This window comes from Streptomyces sp. NPDC002676 (genome assembly GCF_053592455.1).
In genome coordinates, this window is the sequence record NZ_JBSFVT010000001.1 from 254,925 (window position 1) to 272,562 (window position 17,638).

At 71.6% G+C, this 17,638-nt stretch carries 15 protein-coding genes; 6 read left to right on the top strand and 9 right to left on the bottom strand.

Annotated features, from left to right (window positions below; translation table 11 throughout):
- Positions 1-7 precede the first annotated feature (7 nt).
- The 7 genes from ACWD3E_RS01205 to ACWD3E_RS01235 form a co-directional block, all read right to left on the bottom strand.
- Positions 8-850, bottom strand: coding sequence for a siderophore-interacting protein (locus ACWD3E_RS01205; RefSeq protein ID WP_451385458.1), 843 nt, complete (start codon positions 848-850; stop codon positions 8-10).
- Between the two features lie 32 nt (positions 851-882).
- Positions 883-1,941 carry an ABC transporter substrate-binding protein gene (locus tag ACWD3E_RS01210; RefSeq protein WP_451385459.1) on the bottom strand — a complete coding sequence of 353 codons (1,059 nt, stop codon included), beginning with the start codon at positions 1,939-1,941 and terminating at the stop codon, positions 883-885.
- Between the two features lie 176 nt (positions 1,942-2,117).
- Positions 2,118-2,876, bottom strand: coding sequence for a DUF4232 domain-containing protein (locus ACWD3E_RS01215; protein WP_451385460.1), 759 nt, complete (start codon positions 2,874-2,876; stop codon positions 2,118-2,120).
- Between the two features lie 146 nt (positions 2,877-3,022).
- Entirely contained in the window at positions 3,023-4,183 is a 1,161-nt protein-coding gene (locus tag ACWD3E_RS01220) for an acyl-CoA dehydrogenase family protein (RefSeq protein ID WP_451385461.1), read from the bottom strand.
- A gap of 5 nt (positions 4,184-4,188) precedes the next feature.
- Positions 4,189-5,130: a hydroxymethylglutaryl-CoA lyase gene (locus tag ACWD3E_RS01225; protein WP_451385462.1), complete on the bottom strand. Its 942-nt coding sequence runs from the start codon at positions 5,128-5,130 to the stop codon at positions 4,189-4,191.
- Complete coding sequence (locus ACWD3E_RS01230) at positions 5,127-7,067, bottom strand: acetyl-CoA carboxylase biotin carboxylase subunit (protein WP_451385463.1); 1,941 nt, start codon at positions 7,065-7,067, stop codon at positions 5,127-5,129. The genes ACWD3E_RS01225 and ACWD3E_RS01230 overlap by 4 nt, the downstream gene beginning before the upstream one ends.
- Before the next feature lie 11 nt (positions 7,068-7,078).
- Entirely contained in the window at positions 7,079-8,695 is a 1,617-nt protein-coding gene (locus ACWD3E_RS01235) for a carboxyl transferase domain-containing protein (protein ID WP_451385464.1), read from the bottom strand.
- Positions 8,696-8,793: 98 nt separating this feature from the next.
- On the opposite strand from ACWD3E_RS01235, the gene ACWD3E_RS01240 reads away from it, so the two are divergent.
- From ACWD3E_RS01240 to ACWD3E_RS01255, 4 genes are all read left to right on the top strand, one after another.
- Entirely contained in the window at positions 8,794-9,393 is a 600-nt protein-coding gene (locus ACWD3E_RS01240) for an SACE_7040 family transcriptional regulator (RefSeq protein ID WP_451385465.1), read from the top strand.
- A gap of 131 nt (positions 9,394-9,524) precedes the next feature.
- The gene (locus ACWD3E_RS01245) at positions 9,525-10,682 is read left to right on the top strand and encodes an acyl-CoA dehydrogenase family protein (RefSeq protein ID WP_451385466.1); all 1,158 of its coding nucleotides are present in this window, start codon (positions 9,525-9,527) and stop codon (positions 10,680-10,682) included.
- A gap of 36 nt (positions 10,683-10,718) precedes the next feature.
- Positions 10,719-11,585 (top strand): acyl-CoA thioesterase II, encoded by an 867-nt coding sequence (tesB, locus tag ACWD3E_RS01250; protein WP_451385467.1) that lies wholly within the window; start codon positions 10,719-10,721, stop codon positions 11,583-11,585.
- 361 nt (positions 11,586-11,946) lie between these two features.
- Positions 11,947-12,345 (top strand): hypothetical protein, encoded by a 399-nt coding sequence (locus tag ACWD3E_RS01255; protein ID WP_451385468.1) that lies wholly within the window; start codon positions 11,947-11,949, stop codon positions 12,343-12,345.
- 94 nt (positions 12,346-12,439) lie between these two features.
- Here the strand turns inward: ACWD3E_RS01255 and ACWD3E_RS01260 are convergent, their stop codons facing one another.
- Both ACWD3E_RS01260 and ACWD3E_RS01265 read right to left on the bottom strand, forming a co-directional pair.
- Positions 12,440-13,228 carry a phosphatase gene (locus ACWD3E_RS01260; RefSeq protein ID WP_451385469.1) on the bottom strand — a complete coding sequence of 263 codons (789 nt, stop codon included), beginning with the start codon at positions 13,226-13,228 and terminating at the stop codon, positions 12,440-12,442.
- An 88-nt stretch (positions 13,229-13,316) separates the two neighbouring features.
- Positions 13,317-14,858, bottom strand: a complete 1,542-nt coding sequence (locus tag ACWD3E_RS01265; protein ID WP_451385470.1) for a helix-turn-helix domain-containing protein — start codon at positions 14,856-14,858, stop codon at positions 13,317-13,319.
- A gap of 100 nt (positions 14,859-14,958) precedes the next feature.
- Between ACWD3E_RS01265 and speB the strand changes: the two genes are divergently transcribed.
- Positions 14,959-15,927, top strand: coding sequence for an agmatinase (speB, locus tag ACWD3E_RS01270; RefSeq protein WP_451350205.1), 969 nt, complete (start codon positions 14,959-14,961; stop codon positions 15,925-15,927).
- A gap of 23 nt (positions 15,928-15,950) precedes the next feature.
- Positions 15,951-17,636, top strand: coding sequence for a thiamine pyrophosphate-binding protein (locus tag ACWD3E_RS01275; protein ID WP_451385471.1), 1,686 nt, complete (start codon positions 15,951-15,953; stop codon positions 17,634-17,636).
- The last annotated feature ends 2 nt before the right edge of the window (positions 17,637-17,638 follow it).

Here is a 17,638-nt window from a genome sequence, read left to right on the forward strand (position 1 = left end):
GGGGAGGTCATTCCGCCTCGCGGAGCTGTTCCTCCGTCATCCCCTGCCGCCAGTAGCCGACGAAGGTGACCCGCCGCCGGTCCACCCCGCACTCCCGGACGAAGTACCGGCGCAGCGCCTTCACCTGCCCCGACTCGCCGGCGATCCAGACGTACGGCCGCTCGGCGGCGGGCAGTCGGGCGGCTCGTACGGCCTCGACGGCCATGGGGGACCCGTCGTGCCGTACGAGCCACGTGATCTCCGCGTCCGCCTTGGTGGCCACGTCCTGGATGTCACCGGCGTGCGGCACCTCCAGCCAGGCGCAGACACGGACACCCGCCGGGAGGGTTTCCAGGATCGCGGTGGCGGCGGGTACGGCGGTCTCGTCGCCCCACAGGAGGACGAGGTCGGCGTCCTCGGGCAGGCGGAAGCGGATGGCGCGATTGTCCGCGACGGCCGGGCCGAGGAGCAGGACGCGGTCGCCGGGGGTGGCGCGGGAGGCCCACTGCGAGGCGGGGCCGGCGGGGGTGTGGGCGCCCGGCTCGACGCCGTGCAGGACGAAGTCGATGTCGATCTCGTCGGGGGCGCGGCGCAGGGCGCGGAGCGTGTACGAGCGCATCACCGCCCGTACGTCGTCCGGGAGTTCACGCCAGGCCTGCCACCAGTCCTTCCCCAGGTCCAGCGGGACGACGGGCTCGGCCTGTCCCGGGTGCGGCAGGAACAGGGAGAGGGACTGGTCACGCCCGTCCGAGTGGAAGGCGTGCAGGTCGGCACCGGTGAAGGTGACGCGGACGAGAGACGGGCCGAGCCGCCTCGTCCGTACGACCTGAAGGGAGAAGAAACGGAACGGGGCGGCTACGGCCGTCGTCATGTGTGCTCCTGGTTTCAGGAATCGGGGTGGGCTCAGCCGACCTTCTTGGCCTTCTCGATGGCCTCCGCCAGGCTGGTCAGCAGCGGTACGCACTTGTCGTACGAGAGGATCGGCTCGGGGGAGCGGGCGATGACCTGGCCGGCCTTGACCGCGGGGAGCTTCTTCCAGGTGGCCTTGGTGATGTCGGCGGGCTGGATGGTCGAGGAGCGGTCGTCCATCATGATGATGTCGGTCTGGTACTTGTCGACGTTCTCCCAGCTCAGCGACTCGTACCAGCCGCCGCCCTGCTTCTTGGCGCTCTCCGGGGGCTCCACGAAGTTCACGCCGAGGGCCTTGAAGTACTCCAGGTCGACGGAGAGGTTGGTGCCGGAGACGTAGAAGAGCTGGTCGCTCGCGGAACCGGCCATGACCTTGATGCCGGGCTTGGCCTTGGCGGCGGCGCGCAGCCGGGCCGCCGCGTCCTCGAAGCGCTTCTTGGCGTCCGTCACCTTGGCGGCCTTCATGTCGGCGCCGAGCGACTCGGCCAGCTCCCACATGCGCTGCAGCGGCTGGGTGAGCTGACGGTCGTAGACGGAGATGCCGACGCTGGGCGCGAGTTGGCCGATCTTCTTCTTCGACTCCTCGGGGACGTACCAGAGGGTGCCGGCGCCGTCGAACATCGTCGTGATGAGCACGTCGGGCGCGAGGGCGGCGTACTTCTCGATGTTGAACTGGCCCCAGGTGTTGCCGAGGACCGTCAGCTTGCTGATGTCCATGTCGCCGGCCTGGACATCGGGCTTGCCGTCGGTGGTCTTGGTCGGGCCGAAGACGCCCTTGACCTGGATGCCGTAGTCGTACAGCGCGGCGCCGACGCCGGTGAAGGCGACGATGTTCGCAGGCACCTTGTCCAGCTTCACGGTCGTACCGCGGTCGTCCTTGAAGCTCCAGGGCCCGGACTTGCCGGCCGCCCCGCCCTTGCTCCCGCCTTCGCCGGAGCCCGCGTCTTTCCCCTTGTCGTCCCCGCAGGCGGCGAGCGCGGCACCGAGGCTGAGGACGCCGCCCGCGGCGAGCAGTCCGCGGCGAGTGAGGTGGGTGGCACGGGCATGGGGCATGGGTGTGACTGCTTTCGAACAGGGCGAAACGCCCGCCGGACAAGGTCGAAGGTAGGTTAGCCTAACCTCACTAGATGTCCAGAGGCGGGTACGCGGGAGGCTGGCCGTAAATGCCCTCTGCGCAGGGGGCTTCGGCCCGCAGTGCTCCAACTGCTGGGCCTTGGCCAGGCCTTCGCTCAGCCCGTCACGCCGAACGGCGTGACCTGGGTCCTTCCTCCGCATGGGGTGATCAGGCCGGAGGTGACCAGGGTCAGGGCCCGCGAGTCGCCCGGAACCCGTATGTCGACTCCGTAGGCCGGAGTCTCGTAGCGGTCGTAACACGTGGAGGCGTAGCCGCCCTCCCACAGGACCGTGAAGGAAATGGTGTGGCCCGGGGCGAGGTGGACGTCGGGGAGGTCGTGCTCGGAGGTCCGGGTGACCGAGAAGTGGCGCGGTCCTGACGTGCTCACCGGCTTGCCGCAGCCGGGGGAGGTGTCGCCCTTGGTGCAGGCCCGGATGACTGCGTCGCCGAAGAACGTGAGACCGGGCCGGCCTCGCAGACGGCACGTCGAGCCGGAGCGGTTGCGCAACAGGACCGGTGTGGCGAACCAGCCGTAGCGACCGGTGCCGGTCTTCCCCTCCGACGCGGTGAGGGCGCTCGCGGCGCAGGCGTGGGCGGCGGGCGCCGTCGTGCGGGACGGCGTGTTCGTGCGTGCCGGCGTGCGCCTTGCCGCCGGGATCGCGGCGGGGACGGACGGGCTGCCGGAGCGCGCCGTGCGAGCGCGTTCCGGCGCCGGCGACGACGTGGCCGCATCGTGCCGGACCGTCGGCGCGGGCGTGCTCGGGAACTCCGGGTCCGCCCCACGCACGCCCGCGCTGCCGCTGCAGGCGGTGAGGGCTGCCGTCAGCAGCGCCGGCAGCCCGACCGCCGTACGTTGTCTCCCCCGCATGGTCATGACGCGAACCGTATCCGCGGCTGCCGCGTCCACAGGTCTGCCACGGCAAGGCGCCATGACGCGTTCCTCTGCCGTTCAGGGAAGCGGCAGGAGGCGCCCTCGACGAAGCAGCCGGTGCGCCCCCGCGTCCGGGGAAGGGGGATGGATCAGCCCGCCAGCCCCAACTCCCGTGCGATCAGCATCCGCTGGACCTCGCTCGTGCCCTCTCCGATCTCCAGGATCTTGGAGTCGCGCCACATGCGGGCCACCGGGTACTCGTTCATGAAGCCGTAGCCGCCGTGGACCTGCGTGGCCTCGCGGGCGTTGTCGACGGCGACCGTGGAGGAGTACAGCTTGGCCATGGCCGCCTCCTTCTTGAAGGGCTCGCCCGCCACCAGGCGGTAGGCCGCGTCGCGCCAGGCCAGGCGGGCCGTGTGGGCCTTCATCTCCATGTCGGCGATCTTGAACTGGATGGCCTGGTTGGCGCCGATGGGGCGGCCGAAGGCGTGACGTTCCTTCGCGTACTTCACCGACTCGTCCACGCAGCCCTGGGCCAGGCCCGTCGCGAGCGCCGCGATCGCGATGCGGCCCTCGTCCAGGATGCGCAGGAACTGGGCGTAGCCCCGGCCCTGCTCGCCCAGGAGGTTGGCGGCGGGCACGCGGACGTCCTGGAAGGAGAGTTCGCGGGTGTCGGAGGCGTTCCAGCCGACCTTCGAGTACGGCGCGGCCACCGTGAAGCCCGGGGTGCCGGACGGGACGATGATCGCCGAGATCAGCGGCTTGCCGTCCGGCTTGCGGCCCGTGACCGCCGTGACCGTCACCAGGCCCGTGATGTCCGTGCCCGAGTTGGTGATGAAGCACTTGGTGCCGTTGATGACCCATTCGTCGGTGTCCGGGTCCAGGCGGGCCGTCGTACGGGTGGCCCCGGCGTCGCTGCCGCCGTCCGGCTCCGTCAGGCCGAAGGCGCCGAGGATCTCGCCGGCGCACAGGCGGGGGAGCCACTCGCGCTTCTGCTCCTCCGTGCCGAAGAGGTGCAGGGGCATCGCGCCCAGGGAGACGCCGGCCTCCAGGGTGATCGCCACCGACGAGTCCACCCGGGCCAGTTCCTCCAGGGCGATGCCCAGGGCCAGGTAGTCGCCGCCCATGCCGCCGTACTCCTCCGGGAAGGGCAGGCCGAACAGGCCCATGCGGCCCATCTCGCGGACGATCTCGTACGGGAACTCGTGCCGCTCGTAGAAGTCGCCGATCTTCGGCGCGACCACGTCGTGCGCGAACTCCTCCACAGTACGACGGAGTTCCTCCAGCTCGGGGCTGAGGCGGTGGTCCATGCTGATCACTGGTCCTTGTGGGAGAGAGCGCGGACGGTACGGGACGGGCTGGGTCGGCCCAGCTGTTCGGCCATCCACACGCTGGTGGCGGTCAGACGGCCCAGGTCGACCCCTGTCTCGATGCCGAGGCCGTGCAGCATCCATACGAGGTCTTCGGTGGCGAGGTTGCCGGTGGCGGACTTGGCGTACGGGCAGCCGCCGAGCCCTCCGGCGGAGGCGTCGACCGTCGTCACGCCGTGTTCCAGGGCCGCGTAGGTGTTCGCGAGCGCCTGGCCGTAGGTGTCGTGGAAGTGCACGCCGATCGTGTTGGTCGGGATGCCCTCCTCGTTGAGCAGGTTGAGGAGTTCGAGGACATGCCCCGGTGTGCCGACGCCGATCGTGTCCCCCAGGCCCAGCTCGTCGCAGCCCATGTCCCGCAGGGCCTTGCAGACGCGGGCCACCTGGTGGAGCGGGACCGCCCCCTCCCACGGGTCGCCGAAGCACATCGACACATAGCTGCGCACGTGGACGCCCGCGTCCTTCGCCTGCCGCACCACCGGCTCGAACGCGCCCAGCGACTCGTCCAGCGAGCGGTTGAGGTTGGCCCGCGCGAAGGACTCGGTGGCGCTGGCGAAGACGACGATGCTGCGCACGCCGAGCGAGAGCGCCCGGTCCAGGCCGCGCTGGTTGGGCACCAGCACGGGGAGTTCCACGTCGAGGTCCCGCACCAGGGGGAACAGCTCCTCGGCGTCGGCGAGCTGGGGCACCCACTTGGGGTGCACGAAGCTCGTCGCCTCGATCGTGGTGAGGCCCGCCTCGGCCAGCCGGCGGATGAACTCCGCCTTCACCGCCGTAGGCACCGGCGTCTTCTCGTTCTGCAGCCCGTCGCGCGCACCCACCTCCTGGATGCGCACCCGTGCGGGCAGATCCTGGGCCGGTACGGCCATGGGCAGTCCGACGGCGCTCATTCCGCCACCACCCCTTCCTTGTCGTGCGGTGCGATGACGGCCAGCACCTGGTCCATGGCGACCGTGGTGCCTGGCGTCACGTCCAGCTCGGCCACCGTGCCGGCGTGCGGGGCGGAGATCACGTGCTCCATCTTCATCGCCTCGACGACCAACAGGCTCTGACCGGCAGCCACTTCGTCACCGACGGCCACCTTGACGACGGTCACCGTGCCGGGCATGGGCGCGGTGAGCGAGTCGGCGCCCGCATGGCCCGATCGGCTCAGCGACGCGGCCACCGGGTCGTGGTCGCGCACGTGCCAGGCGTCGCCGTCGCGGCCGATCCAGTCGGCGGCGCGGTGGAAGGTGTGCCGGACGCCGTCCAGGGTCACGGAGACCCGGTCCTCGGCGACGGTGTGCGTGCCGCGCGGGGTGTACGTCACCGGGTCCTGCACCCTCAGGTGGAAGGCGGGTGCCTTCGGGGTGCCGCCCAGCCGCCAGCCGCTCGGCACCGAGTAGGGGTCGGTCCAGCCCTGCGGGGCGGGCTTGAGCGCCTCCAGGCGGACGGCAGCCGCCGCCTCGTAGACCTCCTCCGGCACGTCCGTGCCGACCAGGTCGTCGACCACCCGCTCCACCAGGCCGGTGTCCAACTCGCCCGACACGACGGCCGGATGGGCCAGCAGCCGGCGCAGGAAGCCCGCGTTGGTGGGCACGCCCAGCGTGACGGTCTCCGCGAGCGCCGCCCGGAGCTTGCGCAGCGCCGTCGCCCGGTCGGGGCCGTAGGCGATCACCTTGGAGAGCATCGGGTCGTACAGGCTGCCGACCTCGGTGCCCTCGTGGAGCCCGGAGTCGGTGCGGATGCCGTCGCCCTGGGGTTCGTGCAGCCGCAGTACCGTGCCGCCGGACGGCAGGAAGCCGCGCGTGGGGTCCTCGGCGCAGATCCGGGCCTCGACGGCGTGCCCGGTCAGCGTCACATCCTCCTGGGCGAAGCCCAGCCGCTCACCGGCGGCGACCCGCAGCTGCCACTCCACCAGGTCGAGCCCGGTGATGAGTTCGGTGACGGGGTGCTCCACCTGGAGGCGGGTGTTCATCTCCATGAAGTAGTACTGGGACGGGTCCCCGCCCGGCACGATGAACTCCACGGTGCCCGCGCCCCGGTACCCGCAGGAGCGGGCCGCCTGCACGGCCGCCTCGCCCATCGCGGCCCGGGTCGCCTCGTCGAGGAGGACGCTGGGCGCCTCCTCGATGATCTTCTGGTGCCGCCGCTGCAGCGAGCACTCGCGCTCGCCGAGATGGACGACATTGCCGTGGCCGTCGGCCAGCACCTGGATCTCGATGTGCCGGGGGCGGTCGATCCACCGCTCCACCAGCAGCGTGTCGTCGCCGAAGGAGGCGCGCGCCTCGCGGCGGGCGGCGGCGATCTCCTCCTCCAGCTTCGTCACGTCCCGCACCAGGCGCATGCCCTTGCCGCCACCGCCCGCGGACGGCTTGAGCAGCACGGGTGTCCCGATCTCCCGGGCGGACTCGGCGAGTTGGGCGTCGGACAGCCCGCTGCCGCTCGACCCCGGCACGACCGGCACCCCGGCCGCCTTCACCGTCTCCTTGGCGCGGATCTTGTCGCCCATGAGCGCGATCGCGTCCGCCGACGGGCCGATGAAGACCAGCCCCGCCTCCTCGCACGCGCGCGCGAAGCCCGCGTTCTCGGCGAGGAAGCCGTACCCGGGGTGGACGGCCTGCGCGCCGGTGCGGACGGCGGCCTCCAGCAGCCGCTCCACCGACAGATAGCTCTCGGCGGCCGAAGCCGGACCGATCCGTACGGCCGTGTCGGCCTCCCGGACGTGCCGCGCATCGGCGTCGGCGTCGGAGAAGACCGCCACCGAGCGCACGCCCAGCGAGCGGAGCGTACGGATGACGCGTACGGCGATCTCGCCTCGGTTGGCCACAAGCACTGTGTCGAACACGGTTCCCCTCCTCACATCCGGAAGACGCCGAACTGGGGGTCTCCCAGCGGCGCGTTGGCGCAGGCCGTCAGCGCGAGCCCCAGCACCTGCCGGGTCTCCAGCGGGTCGATGACCCCGTCGTCCCACAGCCTGGCGGTGGCGTAGTAGGCGTTGCCCTGGCGCTCGTACTGCGCGCGGATGGGCGCCTTGAAGGTCTCCTCGTCCTCGGCGGGCCACTCCTCGCCGCGTGCCTCCAGCTGGTCGCGCTTGACCGTGGCGAGGACGCTGGCGGCCTGCTCGCCGCCCATGACGGAGATCTTGGCGTTGGGCCACATCCACAGGAAGCGGGGGGAGTAGGCCCGGCCGCACATGGAGTAGTTGCCCGCGCCGTACGAGCCGCCGACGACGACGGTCAGCTTCGGCACGCGCGTGCACGCGACGGCGGTGACCATCTTGGCGCCGTGCTTGGCGATGCCGCCCGCCTCGTAGTCGCGTCCCACCATGAACCCGGAGATGTTCTGCAGGAACACCAGCGGGATGCCGCGCTGGTCGCACAGCTCGATGAAGTGGGCGCCCTTCTGGGCGGACTCGGAGAACAGGATGCCGTTGTTGGCGACGATGCCGACCGGGTGGCCGTGGATCCGGGCGAAGCCGGTGATCAGGGTCTGCCCGAACTCGCTCTTGAACTCGGCGAAGCGGGAGCCGTCGACCACGCGCGCGATGATCTCGCGCACGTCGTAGGGGGTGCGGGAGTCGACGGGCACGGCGCCGTACAGCCCGTACGGGTCCACCTTGGGCTCCGCGACGGGCGTGACCTCCCAGGGGAGGGACTGGCGCGCGGGGAGCGTGGCGACGATGTTCCGCACGATCCGCAGGGCGTGCGCGTCGTCCTCGGCGAGGTGGTCGGTGACCCCGGAGATCCGGGAGTGCACCTCGCCGCCGCCCAGTTCCTCGGCGGTGACGACCTCACCGGTGGCCGCCTTCACGAGCGGCGGGCCGCCCAGGAAGATCGTGCCCTGGTTGCGGACGATCACGGCCTCGTCGCTCATGGCCGGGACGTAGGCGCCACCGGCCGTGCACGAGCCGAGGACGGCGGCGATCTGGGGAATCCCGGCGCCGGACATCCGGGCCTGGTTGTAGAAGATCCGCCCGAAGTGCTCGCGGTCCGGGAACACCTCGTCCTGCATCGGCAGGAAGGCGCCGCCGGAGTCGACCAGGTAGAGGCAGGGGAGCCGGTTCTCCAGGGCGACTTCCTGTGCCCGGAGGTGCTTCTTCACGGTCATCGGGTAGTACGTGCCGCCCTTGACGGTGGCGTCGTTGGCGACGATCACGCACTCGCGCCCGCTGACCCGGCCGATCCCGGCGATCACTCCGGCGGCCGGGGCCTGGCCGTCGTACAGGCCGTCGGCGGCGAGCGGGGCAAGCTCCAGGAAGGGCGAGCCGGGATCGAGCAGTGTGTCCACCCGGTCCCGCGGCAGCAGCTTGCCGCGCGCGGTGTGCCGCGCCCGCGCCTTCTCGCCGCCGCCGAGGGCGGCTGCGGCCAGCTTGGCGCGCAGTTCCCCGACGAGTGCGAGGTGGGCTTGTTCATTGGCCCGCCAGGCCTCCGACGCGGGATCCGCCGCGCTCGTCAGCTCCGGTGCCTCGTGCATTCTTGCGGTCCCCTCACCCAGTGTTCGAACCGGTTAATGAGCGTTAACCATTGCCTTCAGGTTAACGACCGCTAACCCCGCTGTCTAGAATTACCGGCATGGTCACCAGAACCGACGCGCCCACCCGTCGCGAGCAGATCCTCAAGGAGGCCGCCCGGCTCTTCGCCGAGCGAGGCTTCCACGGTGTCGGTGTCGACGAGATAGGTGCCGCGGTCGGTATCAGCGGGCCCGGCCTGTACCGCCACTTCCCCGGCAAGGATGCGATGCTCGCCGAGCTGCTGGTGGGCATCAGCGGCCAGCTGCTGACCGGGGCCAAGCGGCGCCTGGCGGAGGCCGACGGGGAGGCCGGCCCCTCGGCGGTGCTCGACTCCCTCATCGAGGGCCACATCGACTTCGCCCTCGACGACCGTCCCCTGATCACCCTGCACGACCGCGAGCTGGACCGCCTGCGCGACAGCGACCGCAAGCTGGTGCGCCAGCTCCAGCGGCAGTACGTCGAGCTGTGGGTGGAGGTGGTCCGCGAGGTCTACCCGGCCCTCACCGAGCCTGCCGCCCGCTCTGCGGTCCACTCGGTCTTCGGCCTGCTGAACTCCACCCCGCACCTGGGCCGCGCGGGCACCCTCCCGGGCCGGGGCACCACGGCCACCCTGCTGCACCGGATGGCCCGGGGGGCGTTCGCGGCGGCGGGGGAGGAGTGACGCGGCCGGCCGCTGAAGCGCCTGTCCGCCTCGTACGGGTGGGCAAGCTCACCCTGGACGGCTGACCTACTCGTCGGTATCTTCGAGTCTGAGCAAGCGCTTAGACAGGCCCGAAGTACGTGGAGGTAGCCGTGCGCCGCACCCTGTTCAACGAGGATCACGAGGCGTTCCGGGAGACTCTCCGCGCCTTCATCGAAGCCGAGGTCGTACCGGTGTACGACGAGTGGTTCGCCGCCGGCCAGGCCCCGCGCGACTTCTACTACAAGCTCGGCGAGCTGGGCGTCTTCGGCATCAGCGTGCCCGAGGAGTTCGGCGGCGCGGGCCTGGACACCCACAAGTTCGAGGCCGTCATCTACGAGGAGACCGCCCGGGCCGGCGTCTCCTTCGGTGGCTCCGGCGTCCACGTGCTGCTCGGCCTGCCGTACGTCAAGCTGCTCGCCACCGACGAGCAGAAGAAGCGCTACCTGCCCAAGTTCGTCTCCGGCGAGGAGATGTGGGCCATCGCGATGACCGAGCCGGGCACCGGCTCCGACCTCGCGGGCATGAAGACCACTGCCAAGCTCTCCGAGGACGGCACGCACTACGTCCTCAACGGCGCCAAGACCTTCATCACCGGTGGCGTGCACGCCGACCGCATGATCGTCTGCGCCCGCACCGCCGCGCCCACCGCCGAGGACCGCCGCCACGGCATCTCCCTCTTCGTCGTGGACACCAAGGCCGAGGGCTACTCCGTCGGCCGCAAGCTCGACAAGCTGGGCCTGAAGACCTCCGACACCGCCGAGCTGGCGTTCGTCGACGTCAAGGTCCCCGTCGAGGACCTCCTCGGCGAGGAGAACAAGGGCTTCTACTACCTCGGCCACAACCTCGCCTCCGAGCGCTGGGGCATCGCCTTCGGCGCCTATGCGCAGGCCAAGGCCGCCGTCCGGTTCGCCAAGGAGTACGTCCAGCAGCGCACCGTCTTCGGCCAGCCCGTCGCCGCCTTCCAGAACACCAAGTTCGAGCTGGCCGCCTGCCAGGCCGAGGTGGACGCCGCCGAGGCCGTCGCCGACCGCGCGACCGAGGCCCTCGACGCCGGCGAGCTGACCCCGGCCGAGGCCGCCTCCGCGAAGCTGTTCTGCACCGAGGTCGCCCACCGCGTGATCGACCGCTGCCTCCAGCTGCACGGCGGCTACGGCTTCATGAACGAGTACCCGATCGCCCGCCTGTACGCGGACAACCGCGTCAACCGCATCTACGGCGGCACCAGCGAGATCATGAAGTCGATCATCGCCAAGGACATGGGTCTGTAAGGCCGGCGCAATCACTGGCCGGTACAACTACACGCCATGAGCCAAGCACTCCAGGGTCTCCTCGATCTGCTCGACCTTGAGCAGATCGAGGAGAACATCTTCCGCGGCCAGTCCCGCTTCGCCGTCGTCCCGCGCGTCTTCGGCGGGCAGGTCGCGGCGCAGGCGCTGGTCGCCGCCGGGCGGACGGTCCCCGCGGACCGGCCCGCCCACTCCCTGCACGCGTACTTCCTGCGCCCCGGCGACGCCGGCGTGCCCATCGTCTACAACGTCGACCGCATCCGCGACGGGCGTTCGTTCACCACCCGCCGCGTCGTCGCCGTCCAGCACGGCAAGCCGATCTTCCACCTCTCGGCGTCCTTCCAGACGTACGAGGAGGGGCTGGAGCACCAGGCGCCGATGCCGGCCGCGCCCGACCCGGCGGGCCTGCCCACCTCCCAGGAGCGGTTCCGCGGCTACGAGCACCTCGCGCCCGAGGTCGTGGAGCGGTTCCTGGAGGCCCGCGAGGCGATCGACCTGCGGTACGTGGACGAGCCGCCGTACGGGCAGTTCGGCGAGCCGCGCGAGCCGCACTCCCAGGTGTGGTTCCGCACCAACGGCAAGCTCGACGACGACCCGCTGCAGCACGTCGTCCTCGCCACCTACGTCTCCGACATGACCCTCCTCGACTCCGTGCTGCTCGCGCACGGGCGCGGCGGCTGGGCCGTAGGGGACGTGGTCGGGGCCTCGCTGGACCATGCGATGTGGTTCCACCGCCCGTTCCGGGCCGACGAGTGGCTGCTGTACGACCAGGAGTCACCCTCCGCGCACGGCGGCCGGGGCCTGGGCCAGGCCCGTATCTACACCCAGGACGGGCAGCTCGCCATCACGGTCATCCAGGAGGGTGTGGTCCGCGTCCCGCGGTGACCCGTCAGGGCATTCGGGGAGCAACCCGTTGCCCGAGGTGCCGTGTGACTGATGGGGTATTAGGCTCTTTGAGTGAAGGCCGCAGTGGCACGGAATGCCCGGCCGACGAGGCTCCGGACCCCGGGACCTCAGCCGCAGCACCCGTCCGCGCAACCGCGTACGGGTGGACTGAAGGCGTCGGCGGAACGCAACGTGCCCCCCTCCTGAGGCTGCGGTGACACCTGAAGACCGCGCCGCGAAGACTTCCCCTCTTGACCGCGGCGACGGCCATCCACCTCGCGTCTCCCTCCGGAAGCCGCGAGAACGATGGAACGGAAGGGCATTTCCTATGCGATCACAGCGCACCAGGCGCCTTGTCGCGATGTCCGCTGCCGGTCTGCTGATGGCCGGTGGAGCCGCCATCGGCGCGGCGGGCACCGCCTCGGCGGCGCCGGCACACAACGACCACGGCGGCTACAGCAGGGACTGCGACGACCACGGCCACGGCTGGTGGAACGACGACAACTGCGACCACGGCGACCACGGCGGCTATGGCGGCGACCATGGCGACCACGGCGGCTATGGCGGCGACCACGGCGACCATGGCGGCTACGGCGGTGACCATGGCGACCATGGCGGCTACGGCGGTGACCACGGCGGCTACGGCGGTGACCACGGCGGCTACGGCGGCGACCACGGCGGTGGCGGCTACGGCGGCGGTGACCACGGTGGCGGCGGTGACCACGGCGGTGGCGGTGACCACGGCGGTGGCGGCCGCTGATCCGACCACAACCCGAAACCGAACACGATGTGCGGCCCTGCGCCGGGGCCGCACATCGCATGTCAGGGCGCTCGACGCCGCGGTCAGCGCCGGTTCACACCAGGCCCGCCTCCGTCAGCAGGTACGCCGTCATCGGGTCGTAGTAGCGGGGGCTGAGCACGTGGTCGTCGAGCGGCACGACCACCTGCACGGTGCCCTCGGACTCGGCGAGGAACAGCGCCGGGTCGTTGCAGTCGGCGTATCCGACGGAGTCCAGGCCGTGCTGTCCCGCGTACCCGGCCCAGCCGTGGTCGGCGACCACCAGGTCCGGCAGCGGACGCCCCTCGTGCTCAAGTCCCAGCAGAATGGCCCGCATCGGCTCGCCGGAGTGGGTGTGCCACAGCGTCGCCCCGTGCTCCAGGACGGCCACGTCCGCGAACTGCATGACGTAACCCTCGCTCGTCTGCAGCCCGTCCGGGATGACGACGACCTCGCAGCCGGCGGCGCGCAACGCGCCGGCCGTGGCCCGGTGCACGTCCAGCAGTCCGCCCGGGTGGCCGGTGGCGAACAGCACCCGCTGCCGCCCGGCAGCGGCCTTGCGTAGCCGGGCCGCCATCCGGTCGAGCGCGTCCACGGTCAGCTCCGGGTCGATGGTGTCCTGCCCGTGCCGGTACTCGGGATCGTCGTTGACACCCACCCGTTCGGCCATGACCGCGAGCACGTCCTGCTCGTCCGTCCAGCGGTTGCCCAGTTCCAGGCCCAGCCAGTAGTTGCGGTCGCCGTTGGCCAGCTTGCGGTAGTGGGAGAGGTTGTTCTCGCGGGGCGTGGCGACGTCCCCCGCGATACGGGTCCTCACCAAGTGGTCGACGAGCTGAGCGCGGCTGGGTGTCCCGGATATCGGCATGCCTCCCATTGTGGGGCAGCGGCCGGTGCGCGTCCTCGGCATATCGCACCCTGGGACGCGGGTCACGTCCTGTACGTCGCCCCGTCCTTCACGGCTGCCGCAGTGCGAACCACAGCTCCATCCGTACGTCCATGTCGTCCAAGTCGGCGTCCAGCAGCGCCGCGCAGCGGGCTATGCGCTGCCGCACGGTGTTGCGGTGCACGCCCAGCGCCACCGCCGTACGGTCCCAACTGCCGTGCAGCGAAAGCCAGGTGCGCAGGGTCTCGGCGAGCGCGGGCTGCCCGGTAAGCGGCGCGAGCAGTACGCGGGCGTGCTCCTCGGCCTCCTGAGGGGGCACCAACTCCGCCAGGGCGGGCCGGGATCCGTGCCCCAGCAGCGGGGTGCGGGTGGCGCGGGCGCGGGCCAGGGCGCGGGCCGCCTGGGTGTCGGCGGCCGGCCACTCGCGCGGGTCGGCGGCGGCGCTGACGCCGAGGGTCCAGCCCGGCTGCGCGGCGGGCTCCCTTCCGGCCGGCACCAGGACCCGTACGACGTCCCGTCCGAGGTCGACCAGCGGCGAGCCGAGCGCGGCCCCGAGGGCCGAGGCGGCGACGGCGTCCGGAGGCTGCTTCTCGGGCCGCGCGTGCACCACGAGCCACCTGCCCTCCCCGAGCAGTGGCGCGACCGCCTCCGGCGCGGCGCCCAGCAGCAGCCGCACCAGCGCGGAGGAGCGGGCCGCGCCGCTGCCGCTGTGCTGCTCGCCGGTGAGGAGGGTGAGCAGCACAGCGGCGACGGAGGCGATGGTGTGGTCCCCGGGCTCCCGCCGCCCGGCGGCGACCCCGAGCACGAAGCCCTCACCGGTGCCGAGCGCGTAGGCGGCGAGGTGGGTCCCGCCGAGGGTGTCGGTGGCGGAGGCGGGGGTGGGGCGGGGCGCTCGTACGACGGCCGCCAGGCCCGCGAGCGCCTCGCCGACCCCCTTCGCCGGCTCCCGGCCCGCCGCGGCGATCTCCGTGCCGTCGGGGCCGTAGAGCACCGCACGGCCGCTCAGCCGCTGGGCCAGCCGGCGCAGCACGGACGGCACCGGGTCCGGCCGGGAGGCGGCCGACGCGAGGCTCTGCTGGGCCTCCGTGACCCGGCGCAGCTCGGCCAGGCGGGCCTGGGCCATCAGCTGCCAGACCGCGCGGGCCACGCCCGAGAAGGTGGTCTGCGGCGGGACCTCCAGCAGGGGGAGGCCCTGGGCCTCGCAGGCGGCCACCAGCGCGCGGGGGACGGTGTCGTGCACGGGCGCGACGCCGAAGCCGAGGGCCGCGCCGCCGGCCGCGACGATCCGCGAGACGTAGTCGTCGAAGTACTCCCCCAGTCTCGAATTCGCTCGACCGGGGGCGCCCCCATCCGAACTCGCCGCCTCCGGAATATGGACCCCGGCCGTGAGCAGCAGCTCGCCGCCCAGCAGATACGGGTACGGGTCGGCCATCTCGGAGGTGTGCGCCCAGTGGACGGCGATCTCCGGGTCCGTCGGGCCGGCGATCTGGCGCAGGGCGAGATCCTCGCGGGCCAGCAGGGCCGAGAGCGGGACCGGCGGGGTGGGCGGGACGGCCGGGGTGGCTGGGGCGCCCGGGGTGATCGATTCCGGCATGGTGTGCACTCCCTCCATCCCGTACCCCTCGAATGGATGAAACGTACACTTCGCAGCCGCTTTCCAGCCACTTAGTGTGGATAGCGGTCATCCGCATGAGACAGAAGGAATGCGAACCATGAACGGCAACGAGACGCCCCGCGGCCCCGTCGACTCCTCCCGCATCCCGCGGTACGCCGGCCCCGCGACCTTCGCGCGACTGCCCCGCCTGGACGAGGTCGGCACCGCCGACGTCGCCGTGATCGGCGTGCCGTTCGACTCCGGCGTCTCGTACCGGCCGGGCGCCCGCTTCGGCGGCAACGCCATCCGCGAGGCCTCCCGGCTGCTGCGCCCGTACAACCCGGCGCAGGACGCCTCCCCCTTCGCGCTCGCGCAGGTGGCCGACGGCGGTGACATCGCCGTGAATCCCTTCAACATCAACGAGGCGGTCGAGACCATCGAGGCCGCGGCCGACGACCTCCTCGGCACCGGCGCCCGCCTGATGACCCTCGGCGGCGACCACACCATCGCGCTTCCCCTCCTCCGCTCGATGGCGAAGAAGCACGGCCCGGTGGCCCTGCTCCACTTCGACGCCCACCTGGACACCTGGGACACGTACTTCGGCGCCGAGTACACCCACGGCACCCCGTTCCGCCGCGCGGTCGAGGAGGGCATCCTCGACACGGAGGCGCTGTCGCACGTCGGTACCCGTGGCCCGCTGTACGGCAAGCAGGACCTGACGGACGACGAGAAGATGGGCTTCGGCATCGTCACGTCCGCCGACATCTACCGCCGCGGCGCCGACGAGGTCGCCGACCAGCTGCGCCAGCGCATCGGCGACCGCCCGCTGTACATCTCCATCGACATCGACTGCCTCGACCCGGCGCACGCGCCCGGCACGGGCACGCCGGAGGCGGGCGGCATGACCTCCCGCGAGCTGCTGGAGATCCTGCGCGGCCTGGCGTCCTGCAACCTGGTCTCGGCGGACGTCGTCGAGGTGGCGCCGGCTTACGACCATGCGGAGATCACGTCGGTCGCGGCCTCCCACACGGCCTACGAACTGACCACCATCATGAGCCGCCAGATCGCGGCGGCCCGCAACGCCTGACGCTCCTCAGGAGACCGAGAGCAGTGACACACGACCACGACCAGGTACTCCGCCCGACGCCCGCGCAGACGGAGGCCGCGCTGAACCCGCCTCCCGGGCGAGGCGGCGGAGACCTGGTCGTGGAGACCCTGGCCGGTCTGGGCGCGACGACGGTGTTCGGCCTGCCCGGCCAGCACGCGTTGGGCATGTTCGACGCCCTGCGCCGCTCGTCACTGCGGTACATCGGCCTCCGGATGGAGAACAACGCGGGCTTCGCGGCGGACGCGTACGGCCGGATCACGGGCGAGGCGGCCCCGCTGCTGCTGTCGACGGGCCCGGGCGCGCTGATGTCCCTCGCGGCGCTCCATGAGGCAGCCGCGGCCTCGGCCCCGGTCCTGGCGATCAGCAGCCAGATCCCGACGGCGGGCCTGGGCGGTGGCCGCCACGGCTACCTCCACGAACTCCCGGACCAGGCGGCCTCGTTCCGCGGGGTGGTCAAGTCGGTCCACACGGTCCGTACCCAGTCGCAGATCCCCTCGGCGATCGCGGAGGCCTGGAAGTCGGCGCTGACGGCTCCGCACGGCCCGGTATGGGTGGAGATCCCGCAGGACGTACTGCTGTCTCCCACTCTGCTGCCGGTGGTGACGGCACCGGACGCAACGCCGGATGACCTGCTCCCGCGCCCCGAACTGACGGCGCTGGCAGCGGACTTGCTGTCGAATGCCGCGCGTCCGGCGATCATCGCGGGCGGCGGGGTCGTACGCTCGGACGCCTCGGGCAAGCTGAAGGCGCTGGCCGAGAAGCTGAACGCCCCGGTGGTGACGACCTTCGGCGGCAAGGGCGCGTTCCCCTGGAAGCACCCCCTCTCCCTCCGGTCCTGGCTGGAGGACCGTCACACGACGGACTTCCTGGAGGACGCGGACGTCCTGCTGGTGGTGGGCTCAGGTCTGGGTGAACTCTCCTCGAACTACCACACGTTCAAGCCCCGCGGCCGAGTGATCCAGATCGAGGCGGACCTGGGCAAACTGGAGTCCAACCACCCCGCCCTGGGCATCCACGCGGACGCCCGCCCGGCGCTCCAGGCACTGCTGGAAACGGTGGAACCGAGGCAGGACGACCAGGCACCCGAGCGCGTACGGGACCTGCTGTCAAAGGTCTCGGCGCGCATAGCGTCCCAGGAACTGGCCCTGGAACAGGCGGTGTTGGCGGCGGTCCGCCGAGCACTGCCGCCCTCCTCCCCCTCCTTCTGGGACATGACGATCCTGGCGTACTGGGCATGGTCGGCCTTCGACGCGCAGCGCCCCAACACCATGCACTCGGCCCAGGGCGCGGGCGGCCTCGGCTACGGCTTCCCGGCGGCGCTCGGCGCGGCGGCAGCGGACCCGACGCACCCGGTCCTGGCGGTCTCGGGCGACGGCGGTGCGCTGTACTCGATCGCCGAGCTGGCGACGGCGAAGCAGTACGACCTGCCGGTCACCTGGCTGATCGTGGACGACGGCGGCTACGGCATCCTCCGCGAGTACATGACCGACGCCTTCGGCCAGGCAACGGCCACGGAACTGACCCGCCCGGACTTCGTGGCCCTGGCGGAATCCTTCGGCGTGCCGGGGGTGCGGACGACTCCGGAGACCCTGGAGGCGGACCTGGCGAAGGCGTTGGCGACACCAGGCCCGTCGGTGGTCGTACTCCCGGCGGTACTGCGGATGTTCGCGCCGACGCATCTGTCCTGATG

What these genes read in the sequence shown, in the direction of transcription:
- ACWD3E_RS01235 (WP_451385464.1), bottom strand. Translation starts at nt 8,695, where the DNA reads ATGCACGAGGCACCGGAGCTGACGAGCGCGGCGGATCCCGCGTCGGAG.
- ACWD3E_RS01240 (WP_451385465.1), top strand. Translation starts at nt 8,794, where the DNA reads ATGGTCACCAGAACCGACGCGCCCACCCGTCGCGAGCAGATCCTCAAG.
- ACWD3E_RS01255 (WP_451385468.1), top strand. Translation starts at nt 11,947, where the DNA reads ATGTCCGCTGCCGGTCTGCTGATGGCCGGTGGAGCCGCCATCGGCGCG.
- ACWD3E_RS01225 (WP_451385462.1), bottom strand. Translation starts at nt 5,130, where the DNA reads ATGAGCGCCGTCGGACTGCCCATGGCCGTACCGGCCCAGGATCTGCCC.
- speB (WP_451350205.1), top strand. Translation starts at nt 14,959, where the DNA reads ATGAACGGCAACGAGACGCCCCGCGGCCCCGTCGACTCCTCCCGCATC.
- ACWD3E_RS01215 (WP_451385460.1), bottom strand. Translation starts at nt 2,876, where the DNA reads ATGACCATGCGGGGGAGACAACGTACGGCGGTCGGGCTGCCGGCGCTG.
- ACWD3E_RS01210 (WP_451385459.1), bottom strand. Translation starts at nt 1,941, where the DNA reads ATGCCCCATGCCCGTGCCACCCACCTCACTCGCCGCGGACTGCTCGCC.
- ACWD3E_RS01260 (WP_451385469.1), bottom strand. Translation starts at nt 13,228, where the DNA reads ATGCCGATATCCGGGACACCCAGCCGCGCTCAGCTCGTCGACCACTTG.
- ACWD3E_RS01265 (WP_451385470.1), bottom strand. Translation starts at nt 14,858, where the DNA reads ATGGAGGGAGTGCACACCATGCCGGAATCGATCACCCCGGGCGCCCCA.
- ACWD3E_RS01205 (WP_451385458.1), bottom strand. Translation starts at nt 850, where the DNA reads ATGACGACGGCCGTAGCCGCCCCGTTCCGTTTCTTCTCCCTTCAGGTC.
- ACWD3E_RS01220 (WP_451385461.1), bottom strand. Translation starts at nt 4,183, where the DNA reads ATGGACCACCGCCTCAGCCCCGAGCTGGAGGAACTCCGTCGTACTGTG.
- tesB (WP_451385467.1), top strand. Translation starts at nt 10,719, where the DNA reads ATGAGCCAAGCACTCCAGGGTCTCCTCGATCTGCTCGACCTTGAGCAG.